This window comes from Halalkalibacter urbisdiaboli, from assembly GCF_002156385.1.
Classification (GTDB): Bacteria; Bacillota; Bacilli; order Bacillales; family Bacillaceae_D; genus Halalkalibacter_A; species Halalkalibacter_A urbisdiaboli.
Genome location: NZ_MVJM01000003.1, coordinates 525,706 through 545,365, shown reverse-complemented (window position 1 = coordinate 545,365; position 19,660 = coordinate 525,706). Strand labels below are relative to the sequence as shown.

The 19,660-nt window shown below is 39.2% G+C and carries 20 protein-coding genes; all 20 read right to left on the bottom strand.

Translation table 11 applies throughout. The features are described 5' to 3' along the window. Nucleotides 1–29 precede the first annotated feature (29 nt). The 20 genes from B1R93_RS16990 to rimP all read right to left on the bottom strand — a co-directional run bounded on the left by B1R93_RS16990 (nt 30) and on the right by rimP (nt 19,615). Nucleotides 30–1,697 (bottom strand): ribonuclease J, encoded by a 1,668-nt coding sequence (locus tag B1R93_RS16990; RefSeq protein ID WP_088105145.1) that lies wholly within the window; start codon nt 1,695–1,697, stop codon nt 30–32. Between the two features lie 418 nt (nt 1,698–2,115). Further along, nucleotides 2,116–2,985 carry a 4-hydroxy-tetrahydrodipicolinate synthase gene (gene dapA / locus B1R93_RS16985; RefSeq protein WP_088105144.1) on the bottom strand — a complete coding sequence of 290 codons (870 nt, stop codon included), beginning with the start codon at nt 2,983–2,985 and terminating at the stop codon, nt 2,116–2,118. Between the two features lie 11 nt (nt 2,986–2,996). Continuing rightward, nucleotides 2,997–4,241, bottom strand: a complete 1,245-nt coding sequence (dapG, locus tag B1R93_RS16980; RefSeq protein ID WP_088105143.1) for an aspartate kinase — start codon at nt 4,239–4,241, stop codon at nt 2,997–2,999. Between the two features lie 17 nt (nt 4,242–4,258). Continuing rightward, on the bottom strand, nt 4,259–5,305 hold the full coding sequence (gene asd / locus B1R93_RS16975; RefSeq protein ID WP_088105142.1) for an aspartate-semialdehyde dehydrogenase: 1,047 nt from the start codon (nt 5,303–5,305) through the stop codon (nt 4,259–4,261). Between the two features lie 166 nt (nt 5,306–5,471). Next, nucleotides 5,472–6,065 (bottom strand): dipicolinate synthase subunit B, encoded by a 594-nt coding sequence (locus tag B1R93_RS16970; protein WP_088105141.1) that lies wholly within the window; start codon nt 6,063–6,065, stop codon nt 5,472–5,474. Between the two features lies 1 nt (nt 6,066). Beyond that, a complete protein-coding gene (gene dpaA, locus B1R93_RS16965; RefSeq protein WP_088105140.1) occupies nt 6,067–6,963 on the bottom strand; it encodes a dipicolinic acid synthetase subunit A in 897 nt (298 codons plus the stop codon). A gap of 253 nt (nt 6,964–7,216) precedes the next feature. Beyond that, on the bottom strand, nt 7,217–7,459 hold the full coding sequence (locus B1R93_RS16960; protein ID WP_088105139.1) for a YlmC/YmxH family sporulation protein: 243 nt from the start codon (nt 7,457–7,459) through the stop codon (nt 7,217–7,219). Nucleotides 7,460–7,548: 89 nt separating this feature from the next. Further along, the gene (locus tag B1R93_RS16955) at nt 7,549–8,787 is read right to left on the bottom strand and encodes a M16 family metallopeptidase (protein ID WP_088105138.1); all 1,239 of its coding nucleotides are present in this window, start codon (nt 8,785–8,787) and stop codon (nt 7,549–7,551) included. After that, on the bottom strand, nt 8,771–9,778 hold the full coding sequence (locus B1R93_RS16950) for a polysaccharide deacetylase family protein (protein ID WP_088105137.1): 1,008 nt from the start codon (nt 9,776–9,778) through the stop codon (nt 8,771–8,773). Before B1R93_RS16950 ends, B1R93_RS16955 begins: the two co-directional genes overlap by 17 nt. Before the next feature lie 125 nt (nt 9,779–9,903). Beyond that, on the bottom strand, nt 9,904–12,015 hold the full coding sequence (gene pnp / locus B1R93_RS16945; protein WP_088105136.1) for a polyribonucleotide nucleotidyltransferase: 2,112 nt from the start codon (nt 12,013–12,015) through the stop codon (nt 9,904–9,906). 178 nt (nt 12,016–12,193) lie between these two features. Further along, nucleotides 12,194–12,463, bottom strand: coding sequence for a 30S ribosomal protein S15 (gene rpsO / locus B1R93_RS16940; RefSeq protein WP_012959342.1), 270 nt, complete (start codon nt 12,461–12,463; stop codon nt 12,194–12,196). 126 nt (nt 12,464–12,589) lie between these two features. After that, nucleotides 12,590–13,546: a bifunctional riboflavin kinase/FAD synthetase gene (gene ribF, locus B1R93_RS16935; RefSeq protein WP_088105135.1), complete on the bottom strand. Its 957-nt coding sequence runs from the start codon at nt 13,544–13,546 to the stop codon at nt 12,590–12,592. Between the two features lie 32 nt (nt 13,547–13,578). Further along, nucleotides 13,579–14,493 carry a tRNA pseudouridine(55) synthase TruB gene (gene truB, locus B1R93_RS16930; RefSeq protein ID WP_088105134.1) on the bottom strand — a complete coding sequence of 305 codons (915 nt, stop codon included), beginning with the start codon at nt 14,491–14,493 and terminating at the stop codon, nt 13,579–13,581. A 57-nt stretch (nt 14,494–14,550) separates the two neighbouring features. Further along, a complete protein-coding gene (gene rbfA, locus B1R93_RS16925) occupies nt 14,551–14,901 on the bottom strand; it encodes a 30S ribosome-binding factor RbfA (protein WP_088105133.1) in 351 nt (116 codons plus the stop codon). A gap of 39 nt (nt 14,902–14,940) precedes the next feature. After that, on the bottom strand, nt 14,941–15,222 hold the full coding sequence (locus B1R93_RS16920; RefSeq protein ID WP_207634173.1) for a DUF503 domain-containing protein: 282 nt from the start codon (nt 15,220–15,222) through the stop codon (nt 14,941–14,943). Next, nucleotides 15,219–17,324, bottom strand: coding sequence for a translation initiation factor IF-2 (infB, locus tag B1R93_RS16915; RefSeq protein WP_088105132.1), 2,106 nt, complete (start codon nt 17,322–17,324; stop codon nt 15,219–15,221). The genes B1R93_RS16920 and infB overlap by 4 nt, the downstream gene beginning before the upstream one ends. A 16-nt stretch (nt 17,325–17,340) precedes the next feature. Beyond that, nucleotides 17,341–17,652 (bottom strand): YlxQ family RNA-binding protein, encoded by a 312-nt coding sequence (locus tag B1R93_RS16910; protein WP_088105131.1) that lies wholly within the window; start codon nt 17,650–17,652, stop codon nt 17,341–17,343. Then, nucleotides 17,652–17,924, bottom strand: coding sequence for an RNase P modulator RnpM (gene rnpM / locus B1R93_RS16905; RefSeq protein ID WP_088105130.1), 273 nt, complete (start codon nt 17,922–17,924; stop codon nt 17,652–17,654). The genes B1R93_RS16910 and rnpM overlap by 1 nt, the downstream gene beginning before the upstream one ends. 17 nt (nt 17,925–17,941) lie before the next feature. Continuing rightward, nucleotides 17,942–19,084 (bottom strand): transcription termination factor NusA, encoded by a 1,143-nt coding sequence (gene nusA, locus B1R93_RS16900; RefSeq protein WP_088105129.1) that lies wholly within the window; start codon nt 19,082–19,084, stop codon nt 17,942–17,944. Between the two features lie 60 nt (nt 19,085–19,144). Then, nucleotides 19,145–19,615 (bottom strand): ribosome maturation factor RimP, encoded by a 471-nt coding sequence (gene rimP, locus B1R93_RS16895; protein ID WP_088105128.1) that lies wholly within the window; start codon nt 19,613–19,615, stop codon nt 19,145–19,147. Nucleotides 19,616–19,660 lie beyond the last annotated feature (45 nt).

The window sequence follows — 19,660 nt, the reverse complement described above, 5'->3', positions numbered from 1 at the left end:
CTGCTCGGCTATCATACTTCATACTATTTCTAAACTTCCATAATAATCGGTAAAATCATTGGACGACGCTTTGTTTTTTCGAAAAGAAAACGGCTTAGACCTTCCCTAACATTACTTTTTAAAGAAGACCACTCGTTAACATTCTCTGTTACACATTTTTTTAAAATATCACTCACGAGTTCATTGGCATCTTCTAGCAATTTTTCTGATTCTCGAACGTAAACAAATCCCCTTGAAATAATATTTGGACCTGAGATAATCGAGCCGTCTTTTTTATTTAAGGTTACCACAACAACCAATATTCCATCTTTAGAAAGAAGTCTTCGATCACGTAAGACAATGTTTCCAACATCACCTACACCGAGACCGTCAATTAGTACATTACCTGATGGAACCTTTCCACCTCGGCGGCCTTGGCCATTCGTAAATTCAATGACTTCTCCTTTATCAACAAGAAAAATTCGCTCCTCTTTTATCCCAACCTTAATTGCCAAGTCACGGTGGGCATGTTGCATTCTAAACTCACCATGAATCGGTATAAAAAATTTCGGCTTCATAAGATTAAGCATGAGCATTAACTCCTCAGCACTACCATGCCCAGATGCATGAACCTTTGCTTGTCCATAAACAACATTTGCTCCAATTCGGTGCAAACGATCAATAATAGCAGAAACAGGCTTTTCGTTTCCAGGAATCGCACTTGCAGCAATAATAACTGTATCATCAGAGGTAATCGTAATTTGACGATGGGCCCCTTTAGCCATCCGCGTTAATGCAGACATAGATTCACCTTGACTACCCGTCGTTAATATAATCAGCTGATTATTTTTGTACTTACTCATTTCATCCATTTCAATAATTAAGTTGTCTGGTGCCTTTAAATAGCCTAATTTTGTAGCAATCGTAATAACACGAACCATACTTTTCCCTACAACAACTAGCTTTCTTTTTGCTTTTTCAGCAGCATGAATCACTTGTTGTATACGGTGAACATTTGAAGCAAAGGTTGTAATAATAATTCGGTCTTCCGTTTGGTCAACAACATCCATTATCCCTTGTCCTACTTTTGTTTCCGAAAGTGTTGTACCAGGGCGTTCAGCGTTTGTACTATCTGATAACAAACAGAGCACTCCACGGTGACCGATTGCTGCCATTTTTCCGATATCAGCTTGTTTACCATCAACTGGTGTTTGGTCAAATTTAAAATCTCCAGTGTGAACAACCGCCCCTTGGGACGTGTCAATACATACACCAACAGAATCAGGAATACTATGATTAGTTCGAAAGAATGAAACTCCTGTTGAACCAATCTTGATACGTGAATTTGCATCAATCAGTTTCAACGTCGTTGAGCGAAACAAACCTGCCTCTTTTAATTTTTCTTCGACTAAGCCAAGGGTTAATTTTGTACCGTACACTGGTACGTTTATTTTTTTTAGTACGTAAGCTAGACCTCCAATATGGTCTTCATGACCATGAGTAAGAATGATTCCTTTAACCCGGTCCTGCTGTTCAACAAGGTATGATACATCTGGAATGACAATATCAACACCTAACATGTCATCATCAGGAAACATTAATCCAGAATCGACGACTAAGATATCCTCATCCACTTCTATTACGTACATGTTTTTACCGATTTCTCCGACTCCACCTAACGCAAAAACACGTACTTTTTCTGTTTGTTGCTTTGACAATTGACGTTCCTCCTATTTCTCTGCTAAATAGCCATATCGAATTAAACGTTTTCTCCTTGGAAAACGCTGGTATACTTTTTTTCAACGCATCCCTTGGCTAGATGGTTTCAAAAAACTTAATTAAGCGTAATTTATAATTTCATGCAACAACCCGAACAATCACTTGAATCAAGTATACCTTATTGTTTAAATGAAACACAAGACTCAACTTCCTACATAGCTTGTTAGAACATATTTTCCAAACGGATGTAACTCAGGAAACTCATGGATTTATTAGTCATATTAAGAATGAATTTTTTTTACATTTACGTTATTATCTATTTCACATTTAAATACTCCCTTCCCTTCGCTCGGCTGTCGGCGTACTGCGTCCGCCTATAAAAAAAGCCAATCCAGATTGGATTGGCTGGATTGGCTTTTATTTATTAAATAACGCTTCTACCTGTTTTTTCTCAGCTGATGTTAATGGAATCAATGGTAATCTTACATCACCGACATTCATGCCTTTTAAAGATAGAGCATATTTTACACTCGTTGGGTTTGGTGCAATAAACATCCCTTTCATAATCGGTAATAGCTGGCGATGTAATGCTGCCGCCTTTGATATATCGCCTTTAAGAAAGGATTGAATCATTGTTTGCATCTCATTTCCAATGACATGGGCAGCAACGGAAACAACTCCAGCTGAACCAATTGCAAGACTTAGTAATGTAAGTGAATCATCCCCACTATATACCTTAAAATGCTCAGCTGTACTCTCTATAATTGTTGCCATTTGCTCTAAATCACCACTCGCTTCCTTCATTGCTACAATGTTAGGAATTTGTGATAAGGCAATGGTCGTTTCTGCAGTCATGTTTACACCTGTTCTACCTGGAATGTTGTAGAGCATAATCGGTAAATGAGTAACGGCTGCGATTTCTTTAAAATGAGTATATATACCTTTTTGTGATGGCTTGTTATAGTATGGAGCAACGAGTAAAATCCCATCTACTCCAATTTCCGTTGCCTTCTTAGTTAACTCAATGGATGCTTCTGTATTGTTGCTTCCCGTTCCTACGATGACAGGAACTCTTTTCTTTACATGTTCTACCGCAAGACGGAACAGAGTTAATTTTTCTTGGACAGAAATTGTTGGGGACTCCCCTGTTGTTCCAGCAATAATTAGTGACTCCGTTCCATTTGCAATTAAATAATCAATAAGCTGTTTTGTCTTTTCAAGGTCGATGTTCCCTCTCGTATCAAACGGAGTGACCATCGCTGTACTAATATGGCCAAAATCCATGATTGCTCAACTCCTTACGAGGGTTTGATGTTCTTTCTCTGATGCTGACCTACCTCTTCAAGGTGAAACAATTGATGGAGAGCATTTACAGCTTTTTTCATATCATCTCTTTTCACTAACACCCATATCGTTGTATGAGAATCTGCTGATTGAAGAATCTGAATGTTGTTTTTAGCCAAGGCACCAACAATTTGTGCTGTTACTCCTGGTACTCCAGCCATTCCTGCTCCAATAGTTGATACTTTTGCGCAATGCCGTTGAACCTCCGGAGAATAACCCATACTAGTTAAAATGCTTATTGCCTTATCTGCTACCTCGTCAGCGACCGTGTAAACGACTCCATGAGGATTCATATTAATGAAATCAACACTAATCCCCGCAGTTGCCATCGATTTGAATACCTTTTCTTGCAAATCAAATTGCCCATCCTTTGCGTACACTTTAATTTGTGTAATGTTCTCAAGATGGGCAATTCCTGTAACAAGTCGGTCACGAACCTGCCGTTCTGTTTTTTCTGTTAACATTGAGGTTACAAGTGTTCCTTTTTTATCGGAGTTTGTGGACCGAATTCTAATGGGAATATTCGCTTGCATTGCTATTTCAACAGCTCGAGGGTGAACGACTTTAGCCCCCTGATAAGCCATATTCGAAACCTCAGTATAGGTCATTGTATCTAAGGGGGATGCATCCGATACAATACTTGGGTCCGCAGTCATAATTCCTTCCACGTCAGTGAAAATATCAACCCACTCTGCATCAACAGCCGCTCCTAGCGCAGTAGCAGAAGTATCACTGCCACCACGTCCGAGCGTTGTTATCTCACCTGTTTCTGTCTGACCTTGAAAACCAGCAACAACTATTACGTCTTGCTTCTCTAGTTGTCTCTTTAGGTGCTCACAGCGCATCTCCGTTATTTTAGCATTCGTAAAGTCATCGTTCGTTCGAAACCCTGCCTGAGCTCCTGTGACTGCAGATGTTGAAACGCCTAGTTCATTAAGAAGCTCTGAAAACACAACAGACGAAATCACTTCGCCACAAGAGATTAAGAGATCTTGTTCGCGTTTGGAAATACGCTCTTGATTAACTAAGCCAAGAAGTGTATCTGTCGCATAAGGGTCACCTTTTCGTCCCATAGCCGATACAACTACAATGACTTTATAACCATCCTGAACGGCTTTAAAAACATGCTCAGCTGCCTTCTTTCGGACACTTGCATCTTTTACCGACGTACCACCAAATTTCTGAACAACGATTTTCATAGGCCACCTTCTTTTGCTTACTTAAGAAGATTTAGCTTTACTAGGCTCTCAGCAATTTGAACTGAATTCCATGCTGCACCCTTTAATAAATTATCTGAAACGATCCACATATGATAGCCATTATCACGATTTAAATCATGACGAATACGACCGACAAATACATCGTTTTTACCAACGCAGTTTGCTGCCATTGGATAAATTTGATTGGCTGGATCGTCTTCAAGTGTAATTCCAGGTGCTGATGCTAGTAATTCTTTTACTTCTGCAACAGATGCCCCACCTTTTTCTGTTTCAATATAGACAGATTCTGAATGCCCTGTTTCAATTGGCAAACGCACGCATGTCGCAGCAACTTCTAAATCTTCCATGTGCATGATTTTTTTTGTTTCATTAATCATTTTCATTTCTTCAAATGTATAACCATTGTCTTGGAACAAATCAATTTGCGGAATTGCATTAAATGCGATTTGATAATGCTTTTTATCAGCACCGCAAGGTAGAATGTCTGCTTTAGGTTCGTCACCTGCTAAAATTGCCTTTGTTTGTTCCTTCATTTCATTTATAGCTTCAAGCCCTGCACCCGAAACTGCTTGGTATGTTGATACAACTACCTTCTTAAGTCCATATTGCTGACGAATCGGTTCTAATGCAGCAACCATTTGAATAGTAGAGCAATTTGGATTTGCAATGATTCCATTATGGTTATGAAGGTCAGCTTCGTTCACTTCCGGTACTACGAGTGGTACATTAGGGTCCATACGGAATGCACTTGTGTTATCAACGCAAATCGCCCCACGTTTTACAGCTTCTGGTGCTAAAGCCTTTGATACCGAACCACCTGCACTAAATAACGCAACTTGAACGCCTTCAAATGCTTCCGGTGTTGCTTCTTCTACTGTATATTCTTTCCCTTTAAATGTAATCTTCTTACCTGCAGAACGTTTAGATGATAAAAGTTTAAGACTTGCAATTGGAAAATCACGTTCCTCAAGTGTTTTTAACATTTGTTGACCTACTGCTCCTGTTGCTCCGACTACCGCTACATGATAAGTTGATGTTGACATTGTGTTTTCTCCCTTCGTTCATAAACAAGTTTAATAGACGCATCTCGAGGATGATTACACGATTATAGCACAATTATGCTACATCGTGCGTCGAATCCTCGTTGCGGGTTTTTTCCTCTATTAAACTTTAAGGGAAAAGTTTCTTTTATGCAACTAGGCTTAAAGGCTAATCTCTGAATTTTTCAACTAGTACAGGCTGATATTGCTTACCAGCTATTGCAGACTCTACCGTATCCACTAATGCTTCCATTCTAGCCACAAGAGAGTTTGGCTTTTTAACTGGATCATCTTGACCAAAAGGGATAAAATAAATATTTTTTGTTGCCATTAGTCGCATAATGTTTACCCCATTTAACCCTAACGCGTCATTTGTGGATATACCCAATACGACAGGATTTCCGCTTCGTAAAGTTGCTTTTGCACCCATTAGAACGGGCGAATCTGTTTGTGCATTTGCTAATTTACTCGTTGAATTCCCCGTAATCGGCGCGAGTACCATACAATCTAATGGCGTTTTTGGACCAAATGGCTCTGCTTTTACGATTGAATCAACAATTGGCTCTTTTGTAACTTCCTGAATTCGGTTTAGCCAGTAAGCACTCGTTCCAAACTTTGTATCTGTATTCTTCACATTACTTGAAACGAAAGGCGTCACTTTCGCACCTAGCTCTACTAACTTTTCAATTTGAGGAACGACCTCTTCATACGTACAATGAGAAGCCGAAATACCAAATCCTATATGTTTCCCTTTTAAAGACATACTATACTCCTCCTCTTTGGCCCTGTTGTTCTTTTAATAATGTCGCCAATACCTTTGCTAAAATTTGACCAGCTGTTTTAGGCGCGACAATTCCAGGTAAGCCTGGGGCCAGTAATGCTTTAATGCCACGCTTTTCAGCATAACGAAAATCAGTACCACCCGGCTTAGACGCAAGGTCAATGACGAGGGCATGCATTGGCATCTCTGACAGTACATTTGCTGAGACAATAGGGGCAGGAATAGTATTAATACATAAATCGACATTACGCATTTCTTCAATAATATCGGACGTATGAAATGGCTTCATGCCCATCTCGGTAATTCGAGCCAAGTTATGGGATTCACGTGCACCAACCTTTACGTTTGCTCCCAATGCATCAAACGTGCGTGCCACAGACATTCCTACTCTTCCTAACCCAAGAATAGCAACATTTGCTCCGTGGATTGTAATATCAGTATGCTGAATCGCCATCATTACGGCACCTTCTGCTGTTGGTATTGAATTGTAGATCGCTACATCGTCTCGCTCCATTAATTTAACAAGCTTTCTTTTTGATGTTTGAGTGATTTCATCTAAACAGTTATTGCTAATGCCTGAGTAGATAACACAATGTTCAGGAGTTTGTTTAAGTTGTTCCGTTGTAAGCTTTAATGTCTCATTTGAAAAAATCGTGTCAATTTCTCCTTCTAGGTTCATCCCGCTTATCGGAAGCAATATCGCATCTGCCGTGTGCCATTCAACCTCGTCGATCATTTGTTTTGATGCACCGATAAACCCATCATCTAATTGTTCAAAACCGACTAAAGATATTTTTGCATCTAATGTAGAGAGCTTGCGAATGATTTCAAGTTGCCTCGCATCGCCTCCAATAATGACGACATGTTTATCTGTTAACATTTGTTCTTCCCCTTTCTTTTAAGGAGCTTTCCATCTATTTATATTTAAACAGAAGGATGAACAACAACGATTCACGATAGCATATGTTAACGTAAGCAAATAGGTGAATCTCACGAAATATTTTTCAAGGAAAATAGAACTATATTTTTAACTTTAAACCTCTTTCTGTTCGACCGGAACGAACTTGCGACAAAAAAAACTACACCACGAATCGTTAGTTTCTAACAATTGGGTGCAGTTCAAAATCTGTGCCTTAGTTTTGATTTTCGATATCAATGATAATCATGTCTTGACCTATCTTTTTTATTTGTTGCCAATATACCAAATCCTCTCGTTCTTTTCGGCCGAAACCAAACCATTTCATCGTAGGGATCATAAAAGCTTCAATTTCACCGGTTTCTTCATTAATTAATAAATCCGTTTGACCTAAAATGCCGAGTCTTTCCCCTTTTTGAAAATCAATAATTTCTTTATTACTAATCTCACTTAATCGCACTGGTTTCCCCCCTTGACCTTTTTTCTTATGTATATGAACTCCTGAATTAAAATAGACCAGCCCCTATTATATAGAGACTAGTCTATTAACTATTGTAATGTGTTAGGGAGTTCACCTGTTGAATTAATTAGTGAAACTGCTGGCTTTTCAACAAGAATTTTCTTTGCTAAACTATTTACATTTTCCAAAGATACTGCATTGATTTCATCGACCATATCGTCTAATGTTCGATGATGTCTTAACAGTAACTCATTTTTTCCATTTCGACTCATTCGGCTGTTCGTACTTTCAAGACTAAGCATTAAGTTCCCTTTTAACTGTTCTTTCCCATTAGATAACTCTTTTTCGGTCATCCCCTTTTCTGCAAGGTGATGGGTTGTTTCATGAACAGCTTTCAGTAGTTCATCTAGTTGCTGCTGTGCTGTTCCTGCATACACCGTTAACATACCACTATCTTGATAGGAGGAGTGGTAAGAGAAGACTGAGTAGCACAAGCCGCGTTCTTCACGAATTTCTTGAAATAGCCGACTACTCATACTTCCCCCTAATAAATTATTTAACAAAACGAGAGCATAAACATTTTCATCACCAACAGGTAGTCCTGGATACCCTAAACAAACATGAGCTTGTTCGGTCTCTTTCTTTCTAACAACCGTATCCGATAAAAACAATGGCTTTTGCATGTCAAGTGAATACGTTGTCGGCTTGATTTTTGCAAACGTCTCTTTTACAGTTTCAATTAATTCCTCAGTGATATTACCAGCAATCGAAATGACGACATAGTCCCCAGTATAATACCGATCCATATAGCCCCGTAATGAATCTCCATTAAATGCTGTTAACGTTTCAACCGTACCTAAAATCGGGAGTCCTAAAGAATGTTTACCATACGTTGCTTCACTTAATAAATCATGAACAATGTCATCGGGAGTATCATCAACCATTTTTATTTCTTCGAAGACAACATTTTTTTCTTTCATTAATTCAGCCTCATCAAATACTGAATTGAAGAACATATCTTGTAATACATCGACTGCATATGAAGCATGCTGGTCAAGTACTTTAGCGTAATAGCAAGTATACTCCTTTGATGTAAAGGCATTAACTTGACCGCCAATACGATCAAAAGACTCCGCAATCTCACTTGCCGATCGAGATGCTGTCCCTTTAAAAAACATATGTTCTAAAAAATGCGAAATCCCGTTTTCCTGCTTCTCTTCAAATCTTGAACCCGTCCCTACCCAAATACCGATAGAAACCGATCTGACTGTTGGGATCGACTCAGTCATGATTCGAACTCCATTTGCTAACTCAATTTTCTGTATCAAGTTCTATCCCCCTATTGTCATCTTCACTCACACTCGAGGTTATTCGTGACTCATCCATTACCTCACTTACTGTACCAATCTTTAGGCCCTTCTCTTGGATTCCTTTAATTAACTTCTCCATACCAGCTGCCGTCGGTTCAGTTGGATGCATGAGAATCAGCGCCCCATTATGGACCTTTGAAAGAACACGTGTAACCATGTCATCTGGACGCGGCTTTCTCCAGTCAACGGTATCTACTGACCAAAGAATAGTGTTCATGCCAAAAGCGGCGGCACGCTCCACAACACCTTGGCTATAACTTCCACTTGGAGGAGCAAACCATTTTGGGGTAAGATCCAGTGTAGCTTTAATGACGTCGTTTGTTTTTTGTAATTCTTCATCGATTCTAGCTTGTGTTAAAGTTTTCATATCTGGATGAGAATAAGCGTGATTGCCAATTTCATGACCTTCTTCTAAGATCATTGTAGCCAAAGATGGATTCTTTTTAACCCATGAACCATCAAGAAAAAAGGTTGTTTTAACCTCATATTGTTTCATAACCTTTAACATTTCAGGTAAGTATTCATTTCCCCATGCCACGTTTACAAGAAAACTTACCATCGGCTTTTGTTCATTCCCACGATAAATTGGGGATGATGGTAAGTCCTCTAAATGAACACTAGGACTTGTTTCCTTAAAAATTAAACGATTTCCATCAAATGCTCCAAGCTTCTTCATCTTATCATACGATTTATCTACGTCAACTGAAATGCCATTGTAACCAGGTACAGCTTTCCACACCTTATCAATCCTAGCATCAACTGGTTTTTGCTCATATTCAGTAGCACGTTCACTAATTTCCTGATAAAGCGGGTCTTTTCCTTTCATCACAGTGACGCTGTCTTGTTTTAAACTATCTATATATTGGATACTGAACGGATTTTGAACAGCACCAAGAGTAAGTAACACAATACAACAAAACATAGAAATATGAATCAAAGCTTTCTTCATGACGAGTCCCTCCTCTATCTAGTCCAATCTATGCAGTTAATGGACAGGTTAGAACTTAAAGGACTTATCAGAAGACTACATAATGGATCAAAAAGAGACTGGTCAATGTTCCCAGTCTCGGCGCCTTACTTTTGTTCTTGTCTTTCTTTTTCTTCTTTTAAAATGACCTTGCGTGAAAGATTAACTCTTCCTTGATTATCAATTTCAGTGACGCGAACAACGATTTCATCACCAATTTTGACAACATCCTCAACTTTATTTACTCGTTCCTCAGCAAGTTGAGAAATATGAACAAGTCCATCTTTCCCTTTAAACAATTCAACAAATGCACCGAATTTTTCAATTCGTTTAACTTTTCCGAGGTAGGTTTGGCCGACTTCTACTTCGCGAACAATATCTTCAATAATTCCTCGAGCTTTTTCGTTCATGCTCATGTCAACAGATGAAATATAAACTGTTCCATCTTGTTCAATATCAATTTTAACCCCTGTTTCTTCAATGATTTTGTTAATTACTTTACCGCTCGGCCCAATAACGTCACGAATTTTATCAGGGTTAATTTTCATTGTCATGATTTTAGGAGCATAGGTCGATAATTCTTGACGATATTCCCCAATTGAAGATAGCATGTTTTCTAAAATAACCATACGTCCGCGTTTTGCTTGTGCAAGTGCTTCTTCTAAAATTTCGCGATTTATACCAGAAATTTTGATATCCATTTGCAAAGCTGTAATACCAGCTTCAGTACCTGCTACTTTAAAATCCATGTCTCCTAGCGCATCTTCCATTCCCTGAATATCTGTTAATACAGTAACATGTTCATCTTGTTTAACAAGCCCCATTGCAATTCCAGCTACCGGTGCTTTAATAGGAACTCCGGCATCCATCATTGCTAAGGTACTAGCACAAATACTAGCTTGAGATGTAGAGCCATTCGATTCTAACACCTCTGAAACAAGACGAATAGTATAAGGGAAATCATTTTCACTTGGGATAATCGGTTCTAATGCACGTTCACCTAACGCTCCATGTCCAATTTCACGACGGCCTGGTCCACGAATAGGTCCTGTCTCCCCTACACTAAATTGTGGGAAATTATAATGATGCATAAAACGTTTAGACTCTTCAATGCCTAGACCGTCTAAAATTTGGACATCACCAAGTGCACCCAATGTACAAATACTTAATGCTTGTGTTTGACCTCTAGTAAATAAACCAGAACCATGTGTACGTGGTAATAATTTCACTTGTGAAGAAAGTTGACGGATTTCATCAATGGCACGACCATCGGGACGAACCTTTTCAATCGTAATTAAACGACGAACCTCTTCTTTTACAATCTTTTGTAACGTTTCTTTTACGTCACCAAGACTAATATCCTCACGCTCTTCATATTGTGAAACAATATTTTCCTTGATTTGATCAATTGCTTCTTGGCGAGCATGCTTTTCTTGAACTTGAACAGCTGCTTTTAAATCAGCTTCAGCTAAACCGCGAATCTCAGCTTCAAGATCTGCATCAACCTGCTTTAAACTAACTTCCTTCTTCTCTTTACCAACAGCTTTTGCAACATCCTCTTGGAACGCAATCATTCGTTTAATTTCTTCATGACCAAACATTATCGCTTCAAGCATTACTTCTTCTGGTACTTCATTCGCTCCAGCCTCAACCATGTTAATGGCATCCTTCGTGCCGGCAACTACAAGGTTAATATCACTTTGCTCTAGTTGCTCGGTAGTTGGATTAATAATAAATTGTCCCTCTTCATTACGTCCAACGGTAACACCCGCAATCGGTCCATCAAACGGGATATCTGATATGCAAAGTGCCAAAGATGATCCTAACATAGCAGCCATTTCAGAAGAACAATTTTGATCAACACTCATGACAATACTAATCACTTGAACTTCGTTTCGGAAACCATCAGGGAAAAGCGGACGAATTGGTCGATCAATGAGACGACTCGCTAAAATAGCTTTTTCGCTTGGGCGGCCCTCACGTTTAATAAAACCTCCAGGAATTTTCCCTGCTGCATACAGTCTTTCTTCATAGTTCACTGTTAGCGGGAAAAAATTTAAATCCTTTGGTTCCTTTGATGCAGTAACGGTTGATAATACAGCCGTATCACCATAGCGGACAAGGACTGCACCGTTTGCTTGTTTTGCTAACTGACCTGTTTCAACCGTTAATTCACGGCCTGCCCAGTCAATTGTAAATACTTGTTTTTCTTGCTCCATCGCGCGTACTCCTCTCGTACACAAAATTATTCACTATCGTTTATTATTGCCTACCTATGTGAAAAATAAAAGAAAAAATCAGACAAAGTATTCTTTTGCTTTGCACTAAGAATATGGTAATATTTCCCGAAAATTTTAACCTAAGAAAAAAGCGGGACATCTCCCGCTTTCATCACAATTATCGGCGTAAGCCAAGCTTGTCAACAAGGTTACGGTAACGAGTAACATCCTTGTTACGAAGATATGTTAACAAGTTACGACGTTGACCTACCATTTTCAAAAGACCACGACGTGAGTGGTGATCCTTCTTATGAGTACGTAAGTGCTCATTTAATGTGTTGATTTGCTCAGTAAGGATAGCGACTTGAACCTCTGGAGAACCAGTGTCCGTGTCATGCGTTTTGAATTCTGCAATAAGCTCATTCTTGCGCTCTTGTGTTAATGCCATCCTGTCCACCTCCTTTTTTAATATCTCCTATTCCCTAGCAAACGTCGGTGAGTCGTATAGCCAAGAAACGGATGCGTACTTGAAGTACAAGGACTACTATACATTGCTTTGTGTAAGATTGCAAGTTTATCTATCATTTTTTATGGTTGAAAAGAAGTCCACTGCTTTTTCCCTATCTAACTTAATTTGTGTAATCAATTCATCGATACCAGAAAATTTTCGCTCCGCGCGTATTCTTTTTTTCCAAATTACTTCAACTTCTTCCCCATAAATCGTTTCGTAAAATGAAAATAGATGAACTTCAATATTTGGCAACTCAGCTCTTTCGTTGTGAAAAGTTGGCTTATAGCCAATATTACAGACTCCCTGATATAACTTACCACGTATTTTCATTTCGACTGCATATACACCTATTTTCGGGATAATATAACGTTCCGACAGTTCGATATTAGCTGTTGGAAATCCAATTGTTCTTCCTCTTTTTTCACCGTGAACAACAACTCCACGAACAGAGTAATCATTTCCTAAAAAAAGAGATACATCCTCAACTCTTCCTTCATTAAGAAGGGAGCGTATTTCCGTTGAACTTACTTTCTTATCCCCTTCTTTAAATTTCGCTACAGTTGTTTGGGAAAATTGATTTCTCGCATGGAAGGGCAATGTTTCCATTGTTCCCTTCCCAAGAGCACCATACGTAAAATCAAAACCAGCCACAACATGTTTAACATCAAGACCAATTAAATAATCATCCACAAATTCCTGAGGTGTAAGCTTGGCAAATTCCTCTGTGAAACGAACAACATATAACGTGTCTACGTCTAGTTTATTAATTCGTTCAATCTTATCGGACAAAGGAGTAATAAAACGTAATGGCTCTGTATGTTGACGTAGGACTTCTTTCGGGTGTGGATCAAATGTCATGACGGCTAAATCTACTCCAAGATCCTTTGCTTTTTGACTAGCTGTTTGTATCACCTGCTTATGTCCATTATGTACCCCGTCAAAATATCCTAACGCCATGACAGATTTTCGTTTTTTTAAGGTAGATGCTTCTATTGGATGTTGCAAATAAATAATATCCATCATGACTCCCCTCTTACACCCATACTCAATTTCTATGCTTCTGAAGTCCAAAGCATTTTTTCTGGTTTAATTAATCCGCTTTTTGTAGGGTGCTGCTGATATATAGCTAAACATTCACCATCTTCATTATAAAACGTAAAACGTTGTTCTTCTAATCCTTTGTCTTGCGGTAATACTGAGCCGTTCTTAATTTGTGCTTCTGTCTCTTTGTCAACAATACAGGTAGGTATATGGGCAATCGCTAATTCTAAAGGCAAAAGCTGATTTCCTCTTTGTCCTATTTCCATCTCGGCTAGTTCTTCAAGGTGGATACACTCATCCAAACTAAAAGGGCCGGACTTCACTCTCGTTAAATCAGACATATGAGCAGGGAAGCCTAATTTTTTACCAAGATCTACCGCTAAGGTCCGGACGTAAGTACCCTTGCTACAGTGAACACGAAAGCGAAAACTTACAGTCTTCTCATGCTTTTGAATAGGTCCTAAAAGTGTTAATGAGTAAATTGAAATCCGCCGTTTTGGTCGTTCAACTTCTTTCCCTGCACGTGCATACTCATACAAACGCTTCCCATTCACTTTAACGGCAGAATACATTGGTGGAATTTGTTCAATTTCCCCAACAAAAGATTCCATTAACTCCTCAATCTCATTTTCTTTCCAACCTGTAATAACAGCTTTTCGCTCCACAACTTCCCCAGACTTATCCTCCGTTGTAGTGGAGTAGCCAATTGTTACTTCACCTTCGTATGTTTTCGGGTAATCAGACATATATTGCGCTACTTTTGTTGCTTTTCCTATACAAATCGGTAGCACCCCATTAACGTCGGGATCTAATGTTCCTGTATGTCCAACCTTTTTGGTTTGAAACAGCTTCCGAACTTTCATTACGCAGTCATGTGATGTCATTCCAACTGGTTTATGTAACGGTAAAATTCCTGAAGGTTGCATTACTTCACCTCTTAACAGAAAAAGATAGAAGAGCCAAAGCCCCCCTATCCTCTCCATTTATCTTTGCTCTTTATTCAACTCACTTAGCAGTGATTCAATTCGATTACCGTACTCAATCGATTCATCAAATTCAAATGTGATCTCAGGTGTTTTACGCAAACGAATTCGTTTGCCGATTTCTGAGCGTATAAACCCTTTTGCTTTTGAAAGCCCTAGAAGTGTCGATTCTTTCTGTTCATCACTTCCAAGAACAGTAATAAACACTTTTGCTTGCTGAAGATCCCCAGTAACATCAACTCCAGTAACTGTTACAAACGAGACACGCGGATCTTTTAGTTCACGCATAATAATGTCGCTTAATTCTTTTTTCATTTGTTCACCAACACGGTGTGCCCGCACATTGCTCATAGCTGTTCACCTCTATTTTATCTAAGTGTCAAAACTGACTTAGAGCCATTCAAATTCCGTAATTGTCCGCTCTGCCTCTGTCTCACTGTCAATAAGAGCCAAAGCACGCTGCAATTCTCTTTCACAAATTACACGTTCACTTGCAACTGTTACAAGAACGATTTCTGCTCTTTGCCAAACATTTTGATGATCCGTCTCAGCCACTGAAATATTAAAGCGCTGTTTAAGACGGGTTAGTAAGCTTTTAAGGACGGAGCGCTTTGCTTTTAATGAATTTGCATCATAGATTAGAAGCTCACACCGAACGGAACCAATGATCATTTACGCTCAATTTCCTCCATGACATAAGCTTCAATGATGTCGCCTTCTTTAATATCATTAAAGTTTTCAAGTGTAATTCCACACTCATAACCTGCAGCAACTTCTTTCGCATCATCCTTAAAGCGCTTAAGGGCATTTATGGCCCCTTCATATACAACAATGCCATCACGGATAAGTCGAACAGTGGAGTCTCGAGAAACTTTGCCTTCAGTTACATATGAACCAGCGATCGTACCAATTTTTGATACTTTAAAGGTCGTACGAACTTCTACTTGACCAATCACTTTCTCCTCAAACTCAGGATCTAACATCCCTTTCATCGCTGCCTCGATTTCATCAATCGCGTTATAAATAACACGGTGAAGACGAATATCCACCTTTTCTGCTTCAGCCGTACGCTTAGCATTTACATCTGGACGAACATTAAAACCGATAATGATCGCATTTGATGCAGACGCTAAAATGACATCTGATTCAGCAATCGCTCCAACACCTGCATGAATAATATTAACTTTAACACCTTCAACTTCAATTTTCTCAAGTGAACCGCGCATTGCTTCTGCAGAGCCTTGAACATCAGCCTTAATGATAATATTAATATCTTTTACTTCACCTTGCTGAATTTGGTTAAATAAGTCATCTAGACTAACTCTAGAGTTTTCTGCAAGGTTTTCTTCACGTTGACGAGACATACGTGCTTCACCAATAGAGCGCGCTTTTTTCTCATCTTCGAAAGCTTGAAATTGGTCTCCAGCTTGTGGTACTTCATTTAAACCTGTAATTTCAACAGGTGTAGAAGGCCCCACTGTCTTAACACGTCTACCTAGGTCATTTACCATTGCTCGAACACGACCAAATGTATTTCCGACAACAATCGGGTCACCGACGTTTAATGTTCCACTTTGCACAAGTAGTGTAGCAACGGCTCCACGACCTTTATCAAGCTGAGCTTCGATAACTGTTCCTTTCGCGAGTTTATTAGGATTCGCTTTTAATTCCTCTACCTCGGAAACAAGAAGGATCATTTCAAGAAGCTCATCAATTCCAGTACCGTCTAAAGCAGAAACATTAACGAAAATCGTGTCTCCACCCCAAGCCTCTGGTACAAGTTGGAACTCCGTTAATTCTTGCATAACACGGTCAGGATTCGCTGCTTCTTTATCAATCTTATTGACTGCAACGATAATTGGAACACCAGCTGCTTTAGCATGACTGATTGCTTCCTTCGTTTGTGGCATTACACCATCATCTGCTGCTACTACCAGAATCGTAATATCAGTGACTTTCGCCCCACGAGCACGCATTGTTGTAAAAGCCGCGTGTCCTGGAGTATCGAGGAAGGTGATTTTCTTTCCACTTGCCTCGATTTGATAAGCACCAATATGCTGCGTAATCCCACCAGCTTCTCCAGCCGTAACCTTCGTATGTCTAATTGAATCAAGAAGTGTCGTTTTACCATGGTCAACGTGCCCCATAATCGTTACGACAGGGGGACGCTCCTGTAGGTCCTCTTCTTTATCTTCATCAACATAGCTTTCAATATCCATCTCATCAACAATAATTTCTTCCTCAACTTCCACTCCGAAATCACTAGCAATGAGTTCAATTGAATCTTTATCGAGCTCTTGGTTAATCGTGGCCATTACTCCAAGCATCATCAGCTTTTTAATAATCTCCGACGGCTCTTTATTTAACTTTCCAGCTAACTCACCTACCGTCAACGAACCAGAATATGTAATTTTTTCTGGTAATGCTTTAGGTTTAGCTTGCTCCGGACGCCCTTGGTTTTTTTGTTGTCTTCCACGCTGCTGCTGTTGATTTTGTTGGTTTTGGGGCTTTTGACCTTTTTTCTTATTGTTTGTAGGCTTTTGTTGCTGATTATTTTTTGGCTTTGCAGGCTTTTCGTTTTTGACATCCGGTTTAGGATCAGCTGTTTTCCCTGAAGAAGATTCCCCTCCTCCTTCTAACTTACGAATCACATCCTCGTCAATAATTGACATATGATTTGATACAGATTCCCCTAAATCCTTAAGTTGCTCGATAACATCTTTGCTCGGTACGTTTTTTTCTTTTGCATATTCATATATTCGCATTTTCCTCATACACTTACCTCCACTTTCATTGGTCAATTAATGCAGTCATTTTTTTCGCAAAACCCGCATCTTTTACTCCAATTACGACCCGCTCAGCCTTTCCTATCGCTTGCCCTAATGTTGAACGATCAGATAGGATTCTAACAGGGATACTATAATGGCTGCATTTGTCCAATATCTTTTTCTTTGTTAGTTCAGCTGCATCATCTGAAAGCAGTACGAGATACAAAGAACGTCTTCGTACTTCTTTAATGACCAGCTCCTCTCCAGTAGTTAGCTGTCTTGCTCTTGCTGCTAGACCGAGTAAGGATATCCATTTCGGGGTCACTTCACTCATTATTTCTGACCTCGTTGTCTTGCAAGTTCTAGCTCGTCATAAAGCTCAGGGCTAACTTTGACTTGCAAATGCCTTGAAAGGACATCTTTTTTCTTCGCCATTTCAAAACATTCCTGATTATTGCTAATATAAGCACCTCGACCATTCTTTTTACCCGTAGGATCAACCGTTACCTCTCCCTCCGGAGAACGAACGATACGAATGAGTTCATGCTTTGGTTTCATTTCGTTTGTCACAACACATTTTCGAAGAGGAACTTTTCTTTGTTTCATTTGCCCCATCCCCTTTTTTATTCTTGCTCTTCCACCAAATCAGGAACAAATGTATCTTCTTCCACATTTACATTTGCACCCTCACCTCGAGGTTCAACATAATTAGCATCATTTAGCAGACCAAGTTCTTCAGCCTCTGATTCACTCTTAATGTCAATCTTCCAACCTGTTAACTTTGCAGCCAAACGAGCATTCTGTCCTCTTTTTCCAATCGCAAGAGACAATTGGTAATCCGGAACGATAACTTGAGTCATTTTTTCATCCTCATTGACATTAACCTTGATAACCTTTGATGGACTTAACGCATTTGCTACATACTCAACAGGGTCCTCAGACCAACGTACAATGTCGATCTTTTCACCTTTAAGCTCATTTACAATGGTTTGAACACGTTGCCCTCTAGGACCTACACACGCACCAACTGGATCAACTTCCGGGTTTTCCGCATGAACGGCAATTTTAGACCGATCCCCTGCTTCACGGGATACGGACTTAATCTCTACGGTTCCATCATAAATTTCAGGAACTTCTAACTCAAATAATCGTTTCAATAGCCCTGGATGCGAACGTGAAATTAATATTTGAGGGCCTTTTGTCGTTTTTTCAACTTTGGTAATATAAGCCTTAATACGATCATTGTGTTTATAAGATTCGTTTGGCATCTGCTCATTTAACGGAAGCAAGGCTTCAACCTTCCCAAGATCAACGTAGATAAAGCGATGATCCTGACGTTGGACAATTCCCGTCATAATATCTTCTTCACGGTCAATGAAGTCAGAATAAATAATACCACGCTCTGCTTCTCTTACACGTTGTGTAACTACTTGTTTTGCAGTTTGCGCAGCAATTCGTCCAAAGTCTTTTGGTGTTACTTCGATTTCAATGATATCATCAACTTCATAGTTTGGATTAATATGCTTTGCTTCTTCTAAGGAAATTTCTAGTCTTGCATCGAACACTTCTTCAACTACTGTTTTTCTTGCAAAAACACGAATACTTCCATTTTCCCGGTTTACATCAACTCGAACATTTTGAGCTTGATTAAAGTTTCGTTTATAGCCTGAGATAAGAGCTGCTTCAATTGCTTCAATAATAACTTCTTTTCCTATCCCTTTTTCTCTTTCTAATGTAGCTAGTGCATCCATAAATTCACTATTCATGGATTTCTTTCCCCCTTTCAATTTAAAAGAAAATACCATTCAATAACACATGACAATCTATTAAAAAATAATCGCTAATCTAGCACTGGCTACTTTATTAGCAGGGATTGAATATATTTTCTTACGTGTTTTAATTTTCACTTCTATTTCAAGTGTTTCACCATCATAAGATTGTAGCATACCTTCAAACGCTTTTTCGCCATCGATTGGCTCGTATGTCGTTACGTGAATGTTTTTTCCAACAGATTTTTCGAAGTCGCTTTCTTTTTTCAAAGGACGCTCCGCTCCAGGTGAGGAAACTTCTAAGAAATAAGCTTGCTGAATTGGATCAAGTTTATCAAGCTTTTCACTTAATTGTTCACTAACCTTGCCACAATCTTCTAGATCAACACCAGAATCTGAATCGATAAAAATCCGGAGAAACCAATTTGGTCCTTCTTTTTTAAATTCCACGTCCACAAGTTCTAAATCAAGCTCGTCTAATATCGGTGTAACGAGTTCTGCTGTTAGATCTGTTACTTTTTGACTCAATCTGTACCCTCCTTGCTGTTAGAGTTCCTTTTATTTTTATCATTT